The 14,125-nt window shown below is 56.2% G+C and carries 14 protein-coding genes and 1 tRNA gene; 6 read left to right on the top strand and 9 right to left on the bottom strand.

The window, feature by feature from the left end; translation table 11 throughout:
- Positions 1-14: 14 nt before the first annotated feature.
- The 3 genes from EXQ56_00075 to EXQ56_00065 form a co-directional block, all read right to left on the bottom strand.
- Positions 15-758, bottom strand: coding sequence for a ZIP family magnesium transporter (locus EXQ56_00075; protein MSO18856.1), 744 nt, complete (start codon positions 756-758; stop codon positions 15-17).
- Positions 759-905: 147 nt separating this feature from the next.
- Positions 906-1,979: a redox-regulated ATPase YchF gene (ychF, locus tag EXQ56_00070; GenBank protein ID MSO18855.1), complete on the bottom strand. Its 1,074-nt coding sequence runs from the start codon at positions 1,977-1,979 to the stop codon at positions 906-908.
- Positions 1,980-2,163: 184 nt separating this feature from the next.
- A complete protein-coding gene (locus tag EXQ56_00065) occupies positions 2,164-3,222 on the bottom strand; it encodes a ketoacyl-ACP synthase III (GenBank protein MSO18854.1) in 1,059 nt (352 codons plus the stop codon).
- A 272-nt stretch (positions 3,223-3,494) separates the two neighbouring features.
- Between EXQ56_00065 and EXQ56_00060 the strand changes: the two genes are divergently transcribed.
- On the top strand, positions 3,495-4,640 hold the full coding sequence (locus EXQ56_00060) for a sensor domain-containing diguanylate cyclase (GenBank protein ID MSO18853.1): 1,146 nt from the start codon (positions 3,495-3,497) through the stop codon (positions 4,638-4,640).
- On the opposite strand, the gene EXQ56_00055 is transcribed toward EXQ56_00060, so the two are convergent.
- From EXQ56_00055 to EXQ56_00045, 3 genes are read right to left on the bottom strand one after another with little or no spacing between them, the layout of a single operon-like run.
- Complete coding sequence (locus EXQ56_00055; protein MSO18852.1) at positions 4,602-5,123, bottom strand: gamma carbonic anhydrase family protein; 522 nt, start codon at positions 5,121-5,123, stop codon at positions 4,602-4,604. The two genes, EXQ56_00060 and EXQ56_00055, sit on opposite strands and share 39 nt — an antisense overlap.
- 30 nt (positions 5,124-5,153) lie before the next feature.
- Positions 5,154-5,885 carry a class II aldolase/adducin family protein gene (locus EXQ56_00050; protein MSO18851.1) on the bottom strand — a complete coding sequence of 244 codons (732 nt, stop codon included), beginning with the start codon at positions 5,883-5,885 and terminating at the stop codon, positions 5,154-5,156.
- 26 nt (positions 5,886-5,911) lie between these two features.
- A complete protein-coding gene (locus EXQ56_00045; protein ID MSO18850.1) occupies positions 5,912-6,505 on the bottom strand; it encodes a hypothetical protein in 594 nt (197 codons plus the stop codon).
- Between the two features lie 180 nt (positions 6,506-6,685).
- On the opposite strand from EXQ56_00045, the gene EXQ56_00040 reads away from it, so the two are divergent.
- The 4 genes from EXQ56_00040 (at position 6,686) to tmk (ending at position 10,710) form a co-directional block, all read left to right on the top strand.
- Positions 6,686-7,207: a hypothetical protein gene (locus EXQ56_00040; protein ID MSO18849.1), complete on the top strand. Its 522-nt coding sequence runs from the start codon at positions 6,686-6,688 to the stop codon at positions 7,205-7,207.
- A gap of 402 nt (positions 7,208-7,609) precedes the next feature.
- Positions 7,610-9,181: a Ppx/GppA family phosphatase gene (locus tag EXQ56_00035; GenBank protein ID MSO18848.1), complete on the top strand. Its 1,572-nt coding sequence runs from the start codon at positions 7,610-7,612 to the stop codon at positions 9,179-9,181.
- Between the two features lie 51 nt (positions 9,182-9,232).
- On the top strand, positions 9,233-9,916 hold the full coding sequence (locus EXQ56_00030) for a thymidylate kinase (protein MSO18847.1): 684 nt from the start codon (positions 9,233-9,235) through the stop codon (positions 9,914-9,916).
- Entirely contained in the window at positions 9,913-10,710 is a 798-nt protein-coding gene (gene tmk / locus EXQ56_00025) for a dTMP kinase (GenBank protein MSO18846.1), read from the top strand. The genes EXQ56_00030 and tmk overlap by 4 nt, the downstream gene beginning before the upstream one ends.
- 38 nt (positions 10,711-10,748) lie before the next feature.
- Here the strand turns inward: tmk and sixA are convergent, their stop codons facing one another.
- The 3 genes from sixA to EXQ56_00010 form a co-directional block, all read right to left on the bottom strand.
- Entirely contained in the window at positions 10,749-11,273 is a 525-nt protein-coding gene (sixA, locus tag EXQ56_00020) for a phosphohistidine phosphatase SixA (protein MSO18845.1), read from the bottom strand.
- A 152-nt stretch (positions 11,274-11,425) separates the two neighbouring features.
- Positions 11,426-11,500, bottom strand: a tRNA-Pro gene (locus EXQ56_00015).
- A 450-nt stretch (positions 11,501-11,950) separates the two neighbouring features.
- Entirely contained in the window at positions 11,951-13,183 is a 1,233-nt protein-coding gene (locus tag EXQ56_00010; protein MSO18844.1) for a hypothetical protein, read from the bottom strand.
- Between the two features lie 739 nt (positions 13,184-13,922).
- Here EXQ56_00010 and EXQ56_00005 point away from each other — a divergent pair.
- A partial coding sequence (locus EXQ56_00005) for a hypothetical protein (GenBank protein MSO18843.1) occupies positions 13,923-14,125 on the top strand: 203 nt, incomplete at its 3' end.

Here is a 14,125-nt window from a genome sequence, read left to right as displayed (position 1 = left end):
CGGTCGCGGCTCTGTCAAAAACCGAATGCCCAGCGCAGGCCGAGCAGCATTACCACGCCGACGAACACCAGCATGGCCATCTTGATGTTAGGCTCGTGATTCACTTCGGGAATAAGGTCGCTGGCTGCAACATACAAGGTAACGCCGGCGGAGATGGGCAGCGTATAGGCGACCTGACCACTCAGCGGAGCCATCACCAGCGCGCCCGCCACGGTGGCTGCGCCGAGCAGAGCGGCGGCGGTCAGCGCGGTCTTGGTGCTGGCGCCCGACGCTTTCATCACCGAGCTGACGGCGAAGCCTTCCGGCATCTTGTGCAGGAACACGGCGAGAAACACCACCCAGCCCAGCCAGTCCGAAACCAGGAACCCGGAGACAATCGAGACGCCATCCACAAAGGCGTGGATCATCAGGCCGAACAACACCGTCTGCGCGCGATTGTGTCCACGCATTTCTTCCTTGTGAACTTCCTCACCAAAATGGAAATGGCCGCTTAAAGTGTGCTCGAAAAAGTGAATGAGCAAATATCCACCGAGCATCCACCAAGCCGCTTCCGGCCCTAGTAGTTTATAGCTTTCCGGAAACATTTCGAGGAAGGACGCGCCCAGCATGAAACCCGCCGCGAGCGCAACGAACGAGCGGAGAATGATCGGCTGCCAGCCGCCACGCGCGACGGCCCAGCCGCCGAAGATGTTGGCAGCGGCGGCGATCAGGCCGAGCAGCAGGCCGATCCACGGAAATGAAAGTTCGTTGGTTGGCATGAGTATTGCGTTAACAGAGCCGGGCGCGTCAGCAAGCGGACCGGTCAGATTATTCCACACGCCGGATCTATCATGGACTGCGGTCGGCGAGTCATCCAGCATTCGTTGTACATCGGGCAGGTCCGCTCGCTTACGCGCGCGGCTCTGTTAGCCGCTATGACGGATGTGCATGATATCGCCGTCCTTGACAATATATTCCTTGCCCTCGAGCCGCAGCAATCCCTTGGCCTTGGCTTCGGTAAATCCGCCCAGCTCAATCAAGGTATCCCAGGGAATGACTTCGGCGCGGATGAAATGTTTTTCAAGATCCGAGTGAATGGCACCGGCGGCCTGCGGCGCGGTGGCTCCGCGCGGGATGCTCCAGGAGCGGTCTTCTTCTTCGCCCACGGTGAAGAAGACAATCAGTCCCAGCAGATCGTGCGCGGCCCGCACGATACGGTCGCGGCCCGGCTCCTTCAGACCATAGGAGCCCAGAAACTCGATGGCTTCCTCAGATGGCATCAACGCCAACTCGGCTTCCAGTTTTCCGCTGACCACAACGCCGGACGTATTGGGCCGCTTCCAAAGCGGCTGGTTCTGTGGGTCGTTGAGAATCCTGGCTTCGTCGCTGACCTGATCCTCGCCCACGTTGAAGACGATCAGCATGGATTTCTCGGAAAGAAACGTGTAGCCACGCAGACGCTTGCGCTCATCATCGGACCATTGCGCGGCACGCAACGGCTGGTTGTCTTCGAGCACTGTCTTGGCGCGCTCCAGCAACTCCTGCTCCCGAATCAGCTCCGGCGTGCTGCCCTTCTTGCGATCCTTCTCGATGCGCGCGAGGCGATTCTCGACCACGCTCAAGTCAGTAAGGATCAGCTCCAACTCAAGGTCGGTAATGTCGCGCGCCGGATCGAGCGTGCCTTTAATGTGAGGGACAGTATCGTCGGCGAACATGCGGACGACCTGTAATAGCGCGTCGGTCTGTTTGAGCGAAGTCAGGTACGCGGTCTCGCGCATGGTGTCCGCGCCAACGGGTCCCATGTCCACGCACTCAACCGTGGTGTAGGTTAGCTTGTCAGGCGGGATCAGCTTGGCCAGTTGATCGAGGCGCGGGTCCACCACGCGCGCAATACCCACCTGCGCCTCTTTGTGGTGAGACTCCACCACCGGCGCGTGCGTAAGCACACGAAAGATGGACGACTTCCCGACTTGTGGCAAACCTATGATTCCTACGCGCATAAGTGAATCTATCAGGTTACAGGAAGAAGAAGCCGGAATGCAAAACCGGAACAGAGCCGCGACCGGGAGGGAGCGTTCCCTGGAGTGAACGAAGCAAGGCTGGATTGCGATCGAGGACCAGACTTCGATTCGGCGGGTAGCGGAGACTGCTGGGGCGACCGCTCCCTTCCGGTCGCGGCTATGCTTAAAACGACCAGCGGACCAAAGCGGCGCCCACGGTGTAGCCAGCGCCGGCGGAAGCGTAGAGGACCAGCGATCCTTTTTTCAAGCGACCCTGGGCGATGGCGTCGGCAGTGGCCAGCGGGATGGTTCCGGCGGTGGTGTTGCCGTAGCGGTCAATGTTGATCAGCACTTTTTCGGGGGGCATGCCGAGGCGTTCGCGGGTGGCCTCGATGATGCGGATGTTGGCCTGGTGCGGGATGAAGATGTCGATGTCATCGCCGGTGAGCCCGTTGCGCTTCAGGAGCGTATCACAGACTTCATACATCTTGCGCACGGCGAACTTGAAGACCTGCGGACCGTTCTGGTGAACAAAGTGAAGCTTCTTCTCGACCGTCTCCACTGACGATGGCATGCGGCTGCCGCCAGCGGGCATGTACAGGTCATCGGCGCCGCTGCCATCGATCTCATAGTTGAAGTCGATGAGACCATCCTCGCCCGGCTCAGCCGCCTCGATCAGGATGGCTCCGGCGCCATCGCCGAAGATCACGCAGGTGGAGCGGTCTTTGTAGTCGATGATGCTGGACATCACGTCGGCACCCACCACCAGAACTCTCTGGTGGCGTCCGGAGGTGATGAACTGCGCGCCGGTAGCCATGGCGTAAAGAAAGCCGGAGCAGGCCGCGGAGAGATCAAAGCCCCAGGCACCGGCAGCTCCTAATTTGTTCTGTAGCAGGCAAGCGGTGGAGGGAAAGAACATGTCCGGCGTTACGGTGGCCACGATGATGACCTCGACATCCCTGCCCGATAGGCCACGCTGCGCGAGCGCGCGCTTGGCGGCCTCGAAGGCTAGTTCGGAGGTGCCCACCCCATTCTCCACAATATGCCGCTCGCGGATGCCGGTGCGCGCGAGAATCCACGCGTCTGTTGTCTCGACCATCTTTTCCAGATCGGCGTTGGTCAGCAGGCGAGGCGGGGTGTAGGTTCCCAGGGCGGAAATTTTGGCGCGCTGGACATTATTTCCAACAACATTTCCAACAACACGTCCAGCTTCACGGCCATTGGGGGATTGGTTCAGGCTCATGGAATCTCTCTAAAACTAGTTATCTAAATCCATTGTCTACCCAGACCAGGCTGGCTGGGAACGAACTCCTTACTTTATTTTCCTTTCCTTGAAAAAGCAAGCGGAGCCACCAATTGCCGCAGAGATGACGAATCCGGGATTCATCTATCCCGTCGCCTAAGACGAACCAAGTACCTAACTAGCGAAATGCACGCTATCGTTGTCCGCTCCAAAGCCGGAGGATATAATCATCAGGACTATCATTGAATGCACCTGTCAGGTCTAATACGACGATGGCCATTAGCGAAGATCGCTCGGAACTCGAACGCAAGATCAAGGAACTCTCGGTCTTTAACGAGGTAGGCAAGGCCCTGACCTCCACCCTGGACCTGAGCGAAGTTCTGCGAACTGTCATGGAGAAGATTAGCGCCTTCTTCAAGCCCGATACGTGGTCGCTAATTCTGGTGGACGAGGAATCCGGAGACCTGTACTTTGAGATCGCCATCGGCGAGGGAGCCGAGACTTTAAAGGAAATCCGCCTTCGTCCAGGCGAGGGCATAGTCGGCTGGGTAATTGAACATGGAGAACCAGTCATTGTCCCCAAGGTCGCAGAGGACCCCCGATTCATAAAGCGCCTCGACGAAGTTACCAAGATCGAAACCCGCTCGGTGGTCTGCTTCCCGGTGAAGGGACGCGATAAGGTGCTGGGCGCCATCGAGTTGATCAATTTTGCCGACGACCTAAACCTCAGTGAGGATGATCTGTTCCGGCTGATGGCACTGGCGGATTTCGCCGCCATTGCGATTGAAAATGCCCGCTACGTGAAGCGCATCCACGAATTGACCATCACCGACGACTGCACCAAGCTATACAACAACCGGCATTTGCACTCGATACTTGATGCCGAGGTGTACCGCTCGACACGCTATCACTATGAGTTTTCGCTGATCTTTATCGACCTGGATTATTTAAAGCGCGTGAACGATACGCACGGACATCTGGCTGGCAGCCGCCTGCTGTTGGAGCTGGGGCACAGTATCAAGGCTCATCTGCGCCTGATCGACTACGGTTTTCGTTACGGGGGCGACGAGTTTGTCATTCTACTCCCGCAGACCCCCAAGCGCAGCGCCGTCAATGTGGCGCGCCGCCTGCACAAGCTCCTCAACACCCAGACATTCCTGAAGGAACAGGGCCTGAACATCGCCATCACCGCCAGTTTTGGCATCGCATCCTTCCCGGAAGACGCCCAAGACAAGGAAGCGCTGATCCGGAAAGCTGACATGGCCATGTATCAGGTAAAAGAAACTACCCGCAACAATATCGCCGTAGCTGGCTTGGGCGTCCTGCCGCAAACCCCGCAGCTCCGTGCTCCCTTCCGGCAGGCACTAGATGCGGGTGGCTCATTTTCGCTCGCGATCAGCAAGATACATTCCCTTTAAACGAAAGTAAGCGCCCCAACCGTGCGCGGCGCGCTTGCGCTCCTCCTCGGTTACCTGGCGACGGACTTTACCCGGCACGCCCATCACGAGGCTGCCCGGCGGAATGACGGCGTGTTCAGGCACTACAGCACCTGCGGCGATGACCGAACCCTCGCCAATCTCTGCGTCATTCAGCACAATGGAACCCATGGCGATCAGGCAATGTGAGCCGATGCGGCAGCCGTGCAGCAGCACGCTGTGGCCCACGGTGATGTGATCGCCGAGAATCGTGGGATAAAGGCCTTCCTCAACATGCACCACGGAATTGTCCTGAATGTTGGTGTACGCGCCGATACGGATGTGATTCACGTCGCCGCGCATGACGACGTTCATCCAGACGGAAGCGTGCTCTCCGATATGCACATCGCCAATCACCTGCGCCGATTCATCCACATAAGCCGTGGCGGCCACTTGCGGAATCATTCCCTGAAAGGTGCGAATCATAAAATCGTCTATCTCCGGTTTTTCTTTTGATTAAGCCAGGTCCGCATCGTCGCGCCAGCTTGATGGAAGACGCTTCAGCCAATAATCCCAGGCGCGCTGCTGCACAAGTGGCGAGTGAAAAACTTTGGCAGCACGCTGTGCTTCTTCCGCGTCAATGAAGATGATGCGGCCAAGTTTGGTGGCCTCCAACTGCACGCGCGCATTCTCGTCCAGATAGAATGCCGCCATCACCGCCAGCGTGAGATTCGCGCCCACCACGGCGCAACCATGATTGCGCAGAATCACACCTGATCCCTGGCCCAGCGCGGTGGCTAGAGCAGCGCCTTCCGTCGGCGTGGAGACCAGCAGATTGCCGCCTGCATCATATTCGTCAAACCAGGCCACCCCATCGTGAAACATTGTACCGGCGTGGATGACCGGACGAATGATCACGCCGCTCGATGCAAAGGGCAGCACGTTGCGGCTGTGCGTATGCACAACGGCCTGCACGTCGGGACGGACCGCGTAGATCGCACCGTGAATCATGCGTTCGGCATAAGGCCTCTCGCTCGATTGCGTAACGGGTGTGCAGTCCAGCCGGTAGCGCATGATATCGGCGGCGCAGACATTCTGCGGTGAACGCGAGCACGAGAGCAGAAACTCCTGTGGGTCACGTGCGCTGCGCGCCGAGACGTGTCCCAGCACATCGATGATGCCTTCGTTGGCCAATATGCGATTGGCGGCGACGAGCGGCTCGACGAGTTGGGTTTCAGAATCCGCCATGCATGAATGATTTAGACCAGGAAAAATTAAGGGACGATGAGCCGCGGCTCTTCTTTGGCTTGGGCCTGGGCATGGGCCTGCTCCGGGAAAGTGAGTCGCAGGAAGTCGATGAAATAGCGGCCTCGCGGACGCCCATTGGTATTCACGCAAGCCATGCGCAGCAGAAATACCAGTGAACGGATCAAGTCGCCAGTCTTCACCGCCGCGATGTTGCCACGTTCCTGTTGTTGCTTTTGCAATCCGTCGATGAACAGCTTGACCTCGCGGAACAGTCCCAGCGCTCCGGACTCCTCCGGAAGTGACTCGTAATAGATGCCGCTCTGCTCGGTCTGATAGGTGCGCACCAGCTTGTCGAGCGCGTCGATGATCTCCTGATCCACCGTGCGTGGATTCTGCAGGGCGTAGTGCATGATGTGATAGCCGATCTGCCCGATGAACATCTCGAATTCATAAACGAAGTTGTCGCTCAACGCGACATCCTTGAAGGGCAGTTCGTCCAGCTTGGTGGGCTTCTCGCGCTCGTACTTGCGGCTCTCGCGCAGGTAGGTGCAATCGAGTGGGCAATCGATGGAGACTTCGCGCTCCGTGCCGCAGCACTGCGCGCAAATATTTCCATTCACGCCGGGACAAGCGCGCTTAGGTTTGCGTTTCTGACAGATCGCACAGAGTGTTTCAGCAGCCATAAACCGGCATTATAGCATTGTTATACATCATGGGCCGGGGGTGCTTCGGGTATAATCGGCGAATGTCGGCGACATCGCAAATCCACCCGGACTTCGCTAGTCATTGAAAGGATCAAAATGAAGCGCACATCATTATTGCTCAGCGTAGCGGCCATCGCCACCACCTCGCTTGCTGTCCAATCGAAGGCCCAGTCAAGTTCAACCAACGATCCCGCGAGGCAGTTCATTGGCACCTGGAAGCTGATCACCACCATCCAGCGCAAGGCTGACGGCACCTCCGGCCCCAATCCTGTCTATGGCCCGAAGGGCATCGGATACATCATGTATACCGAAGCGGGCCGCATGTGCGCTACATTGACCGACCCCACTGTCGCGAACTGGAAGACACCCGGCAAGCCCACCGAGGCCGAGGCCAGGAACGCCGTGGATCACTTCCACGCCTACTGTGGCAGGTATACCGTGAACGGCGCGGGCGGCTACGTCACTCACCATGTGGAGATGGACAACATTCCCAACGATGTGGGCATCAGCCGCAAGCGCTTCTTCAAATTTACCGGCAACCGCCTGCTGCTTACCGCCGATCCGCCGCCCACCGGCACTACGGAATACACTCTCACATGGGAGCGCGTAGAAAACTGATGCCAAGCGATGTTGACCAAACCTGTAGGGTTGTAACATTAGTTGGGAGAGAGTTTGCGTCTTTCAAATCCCACGATTAGGTGGAATCGAGAGCAGCAGGGCGATTATTAACAGCTCTTTAACATTTGGTTACAACTTGGTTTGAAAACGGTGAGGTAGCGGCAGATTTGGCATGATAATTGGAAACCATTTCCTCTGGGACTCATCTTCCTTGCTCTGCCAAACCAGTTCATCATATAGAAAATAGGATAGTTATAGCCAAGTCAGCTCTGGATTGGTTCGCAATGATGGATACCGATCTCCCCATTTGATGAGGGCTGACAAGATTTCTCCTATTGCATCCGGTGACGTCCATGCGGAGCACGGAGCCGCAGTGAATTCTCGTGTTACGATTTCTTTTGCATGCCATCCTCAAGAAAATCCAAGCCCGAACTCTCACCCCGACTCGTGACTATTGCAGCTATTGATGCTGGCTCCAACGCCATTCGTCTGCTGATTGCCAAAACCAATTCCAATGGTCAATATCGCGTCCTCAAGAATGAACGCGTAGCGCTGCGTCTGGGCAGCCATGTCTTTTCCAACCGCCAGTTTGACGAGGAGACTGTGCACCGCGCAGTGGAAGTATTCCGTCGCTTCAAGAGCTTGATGAACCAGCATGATGTTCAGCGCTACCGCGCCGTGGCCACCAGCGCCACGCGAGAGGCTCGCAACCGCGGCGTGCTGGTGGACCGCATCTACCGCCAAACCGGCATCCGACTCGAGGTGATCGACGGCTTTGAAGAGGCCCGGCTGATTCGCACGGCAGTGCTTTCCACGCTCGATGGCAAGGTGGTTCCGCGTGTGGTGATCGATCTGGGCGGCGGAAGCATGCAGATCAACCTGCTGGAGAATGGACAGTTGCGGGACTCGGCCAGTCTCTCGCTGGGGACTGTCCGCTTGATGGAGAAGTTCGGCATCGAGGACGCACTCACGCCGGAGCAGGTCCAGTGCATTCAAGAACGAGTGGAGACACAGCTGCATCGTTTCTTGCCGCAGGTCAGCAAATTCGCCGGACCAAGGACCGTTCTGTGTGGCGGTAATGCGGAATCGCTCGCGCTGCTGGCGCCGGGCAAGCATTGGCAAGGAATCGGAACCCTCGATTTTTCATCCTTACGCCGACGGTTGTCGCGGATTACGTCCTTTAGTGTCACGCAGCGCATGGCAACTTATGAAGTCCGCAAGGACCGCGCGGAGGTTATGGCCATCGCCGCCGTCATCCTTTCTACGGCCGGAAAGCTTTGGGGACTTTCGCAAGCTCTGGTGCCTGGGGTGGGCTTGAAGGAAGGCGTTCTCCTGGATGTGTTCCATTCCATACGGGGCAAGGAAATTGAATCGGTGCGCGACAATGAACTTTTGTTTGTCACCCGCAAATTCGCCACCCGTCTTGGGTACGACCAACCGCACTGTGAGCACGTGGCAGATCTCGCAGTATCGCTATTTGATCAATTGAAACCGCTGCACCGGATGGGCGGGCAGATGCGGGTGGTTCTGCAGCTTAGCGCGCTACTCCATGATATCGGCCATGCCGTCGGTCGGGAATCGCATCACAAAGTGGGCGAATATCTGGTGCTTCATGGAGACTTCCCGGGACTCTCCACGTTTGAAAGAAACATGGTGGCGTGTCTGGTGCGATACCACAGCGAATCGGAACCAGAAGCGGGACACAAAGTATTCGCATCCCTCGGAGGAACCGATCAGCGGCAGGTCTTTATGCTGGTGGCTCTGCTGAGAGTCGCCGACCGTCTGGATAGCGATCACCGGCAAAGCGTCGCAACAGTCGCCGTCCGCGCCACGGGAGCGAAGATTGCGCTGACGCTGGCTATGAAGCGTGCGTCGCAACTCACATTGTGGAACGTGGAAAAAAGCAGCAAGCTGTTGGAAGAACAGTTTGAAAGAAAATTAGTCGTCATAGAAACGAAACGAGTCCGCGGGTGATCCACCCGAAGATCAATCAGAGGGAAGCCAAAGAAAGAAGGAAGACAATCCATGAAGCGGTATGGCGAACACCGTTATCCGGGCAAACTGTTCATCGTAGAAGGAATCGATGGCTCGGGAAAATCGACACAGCTTTCACTGCTGCACCAATGGTTGCGTGCGGAGGGCTATGGCGTGGTCCACAGCGAGTGGAACTCTTCACCTCTGGTCAGTCGAACCACCCGGCGCGGCAAGCGTAAACACTTGCTCACGCCCGCGACCTTCAGCCTGATCCACGCCACGGATTTCGCGGATCGAAACGAGCGCAATATTTTCGCACTGCTCAAGACCGGTGCCGTAGTGCTCTGCGACCGCTACATATACACTGCATTCGCCCGCGACGGCGTGCGCGGCATGGATGCGCGTTGGCTCCGCGAGCTTTACAGCTTTGCCGTGAAGCCCACGGTGGCCTTCTATTTTCGCGTCCCGCTGCAAGTGGCGATGGATCGCATTCTGGCGGCTCGCAGCGGCATCAAGTACTACGAGGCCGGAATGGATATGGACTTAAGCCCGGATGTGGAGGAAAGCTTTCGTCTATTTCAAGGGCGGATTCTGGAGCAATACGAAAAGATGATTCCCGAGTTTGACCTGCAGGTCATTGACGCCACTCTGCCGATTGAAGTCCAACAGGAGCAGATGCGGCAAATTGTGAAATCCAAACTGGAGCAGGCCAAGCGCCTGATGGTGGCCCCATGAGAGAAACCTACGGCTCCGTGTTGCCGGGCATGAATTTATCCGGCATGGCTGGCAAATTGATCGTCATCGAAGGCACCGATTGCGTGGGCCGCACCACACAGATCAATCTGTTGCGCCCCTGGCTGGAGCAGGAAGGCCACGCCGTTCTGGTTACAGGCATGACCCGCTCCACGCTCGCGGGCAGAGGCATCAAGCGGGCCAAGGAAGGCAACACGCTGGGCCGCATTACCTCCACGCTGTTTTATGCCACGGACTTCGCCGACCGGCTCGAGAACGAGATCGCGCCCGCTCTGCGCGCCGGGTTCATTGTCCTCACCGACCGCTACACTTATTCGTTAATGGCGCGAGCGATGGTGCGCCAGTTGAATGTCACCTGGGCAAGACATCTTTACAGCTTCGCGTTGAAACCCGATGCTGTTTTCTATCTCCGCATTAATGTCGAGAACCTGTTGCCTCGCGTCGTCTTTTCCAGGGGATTTGACTACTGGGAGTCCGGCATGGACCTGTATGCCAGCGACGATCTGCACGAAAGCTTCTGCAAATATCAAACCGCGCTGATGAGCCAATTTGACAAGCTGACCGACGAGTATGGCTTCGAAGTCATCGACGCGTCGGCCTCGGTGGAGAAAATATTCCGGCAGTTGAAAAAAGGGTTTCGCCGCGTGCTGGACTCCGGGCGTGGCGTGCCGTCCGGCGTATCTACACAAAAGACTTCGCAAGACGAGGAGGAATTGACACCGCCCCCGTCCGCAAAGCCTGCCCCTTCGAGCATCGTGGAACCGGACAAATCGTAAGGGGTAACCGCATGCGTTTGTCGCGGCTCAGATATTTTCTACCTAATGGAGCGGACAATCTCGGGTGTAAGCAACCACATAAGCCGACCTGCCGATTCTTCGACGGCCTCATCAAATCGGATGAGACAACAACCGCCTTTTTTCAGACTCAAGCCTGCCGCACCTGTAGCTCCGATCAGATGCGCCGCCAGCGTACTCAGCCCCGTCTCATGACCCACCAGGATTATGCGCTGGCATTCGGGGTACTTGCTGATAAAGCGCAGGATATTCTTCAAAGTTCCACCAGGACTCAAGTCGGAACAGATGGCAATCGACCGAGAGGGTGGCAGTTCCATGGCCACGATCTCTGCCGTTTCCTTTGCTCGTATCAGCGGACTTGTAACGATCCAATCCGAGCGTGCAATCAGCCGGCAAAGTCCTTTGGAAATCTCCCGCATCTTCCTCTTGCCCTTGTCTGTGAGCCTTCGCGCAGCATCATCGTGGGGCTGCGCGGGATTGCTGTCCTCTGCGCTTCCATGTCGAATCAGTATTAGTTGAATTCCCTGAGATTCCGAGATCACCATTTGTTATCGTCTGATCCGGGAGTACCCCAATGTTACACCGTTGCAGTAATACCAATGAAGTTCCCGACAAGAGCCAGCATTGGCCTTCCTAAGAACAATTTGCGTCGAGTTTTGGAGCAGGCCGGAAATGGCCCGCATCTGTTTGAAATTGTTGGTCGGGGCGATAGGATTTGAACCTACGACCCCCTGCGCCCAAGGCAGGCTCCTCCCTTCTTTTGGTTCTCTCGCTTCCATCCCTTTCTTTTTATTATCAGTAACTTGGGGAGTCTGCCTTTCGCTCAGTCAGCAACTCCAATCGCTTCCAAACATGGGGTTTTGATACGGTATTGATACGGGCCGTCTGCTTTTGGCGCAGGACCCGCTTCTCCAAACATTCTATGCGCTTTCACTCTTTCCGCCTGTTTGGAAAATCTGCCCTCAAAAAGCGGAACTGGAAGGCCGAGCAGATCCTGCGACGGCAGTCCAATACGAACAGTTCTGGCGGCGAAATTCCGATTTGATCTATGGTCCTTGACCAACTTCTGCATAGCCGACTACTCGGGAGTTGACAACAGCAGTTCGGCGAATCAAACGGAGAGCTATCAATTCGGGTTGCGGGTACCCGCGCCGCATATACACCTGAGTAAGTCGGAACGGCTCATATTTCCCCCAGGAAGTTAACTATACAATTCCCCTTTTTAAGGTAACGGCAGCAGCGGCTTCTGGCCGACGGGTAGCTGTTGATTGAAGACCGTCAGTATCCCATTGATTTCCGCATGTTCACCCATCAAGGAAGCAAGATCCAATGCATCCCTCACGCCCCAAAGTTTAACGGCATGTGCGTAGGTTCCCGGGCTCACTTGGTGCTTTCCAATCAGCTCGCGGCCAATTTGGATGATGAGCGCTTCCTTCTCGCCCAGCCCCGTGACAGGCTTACGAAAGCGGACGACATCAATGATCGTTGGCTCCAAGCCCTGCTTGCGTGCTTCGAGTTCATGGAGCGTCCACTCCACCTGCTGGTCTAATTCGCGGGCGGTCGCCAGGATCGCCAATTCCAACAGCCGCCGCCCGATGTTCGCTTCCAAAAACTTGCCGCCACCTGCATGCATCTGAATTTGTCCAGGTCCCGTCCCGTAAGGCGCCAGCGTCCGTCCGGGAGTTCCTGGCCGCTGCCCTTTCTTTTGGACAAGGCGGCTTCTGGAGTCTGGGTAGATATCCGCCGGCGATTTAATAATAGTGATCGGCAACGGTACAATTTCTTTCCAGTCTAACGGAAGGTGCTGATCGACCCACATCAGCGGAGTCTCGTTGGCACGCGTCGCCATGGTAACGACCATATCCACAAGATTGCTCTTCCCTAATGCTTTCAGCGCTTGTGCGAAGGTCGCGGAGGAGACGCTATGCTTTTGGGCCATTTCGCGGCCGACTGTAATGATGGCTGTCTCTTTATCACCCAGCCCGGTGACGGGTTTTTTATAACGGACGATATCGACGATCGGCAATTCCAACCCTACCCGAAGCGCTTCCTCGGCATGGAGCGTCCACTCGAAGTTCTGCTCCGATTCGCGTGCCGCGGTTATGATGGCCAATTCCGTCAGCCGGCGCCCGAGGGGGGACTCATATCGGACATCATCCGTTACACTGTGCAGCTGTATCCCGGCAACTCCCTGGAGTCCGGCAAGCGAATTAGTCTTCGCGAAGGCAGCGTCGTAGGCCTTTTTTCGCTTTTCGTCCAAGTCTTGCTTTTTGACCAGCGGAAGACGGTTGCGTGATTCAGGATAGACGTCCTTGGGAAGACCATCCGCTGTGGCGGAGGGGGCGCTGCCACCCTGCCCAGGGGAACTTTGCGCGACCATGATCCTGAGGCCAAACCCGGCCAGGGCCACCACTCCAATAAACGCTGAGACTGCCTTGAAGTAACTAGTTTTCATTGGACTCCTTCTCCTCACTCAACCGGCAATTTCCTTCTTCCCTTCACCTGTACGGTAGAATATAACACCTTTCCAGCCGTGCCCTAGAACAATATTGGGCGCCTGCGTGATCCACTGTTGGCAGGCCGATTCTAAACTAGAACCCATCTCATAAATTGGTGTAAGCCCTTTAATTGCAGTTGATTGGCACGTCGCAATTCCTGGAACCCCAGATTTTGTTGGGTTTCTGAAGGGTGGGGTGCCCGAAACCATTGTCTAGCAATGCCATTCTAATTTTTATGAGATGGGTTCTAGTCTTGTCATTCGTGCTGAAGAAAATTCAGACGTTCAACCATCTGCCGAATCGGCTTATTGCCCGCTGAAGCACATTCAAGTCACCAAGCGGGATAGAAGGTATAGGGAAATTATGGATGTGCCGTACCGAGTTTTTGAAACAACACTGGATGGAGGAAGCCCTACAGTTAATCTTGGCGAAGGACAAGAGGAAATCGTTTGTTAATAAGAGTTAGCTTTGTGCTTGACAATCCAAGCACGGGAATTGAGAATGTAGGCAATGCGCGCGGACAGGAAGTCCGCGCAGACATTGACCGATTACAGAACTCATAGCTCTCGGTGCTTGGATTGACTGGAAGGAATTACTCTTTGAAGAGTGAGAGTAAGTCATATTGCCAAGTTCGTGCAACCTCTACTTCGTAATGATTTCGCAGTTTACGGTATTAGATGACAGGAGAACGAAGCGATGAAGAAAGCAACACTAGTGTTCGCTCTGCTGTGCAGTCCTCTGGCCGCTCAGGCGCAGAACGCGAACGTGGCGGCGCGGCTGGGCTATCCGCAGACGATTTTCTATAACGGCAAGATTGTCTCGATGAACGACGCTTCGTTCGAGTCGAAGATCGGCACGGTGGCGGAAGCGCTGGCCGTGCGCGACGATAAAATTCTGGC

The sequence above is a fragment of the Acidobacteriota bacterium genome (assembly GCA_009691245.1).
In the GTDB taxonomy this organism is placed as follows: domain Bacteria; phylum Acidobacteriota; class Terriglobia; order 2-12-FULL-54-10; family 2-12-FULL-54-10; genus SHUM01.
Note: the sequence above shows the minus strand (reverse complement) of the source record. Positions and strands in the feature narration are given on the sequence as shown.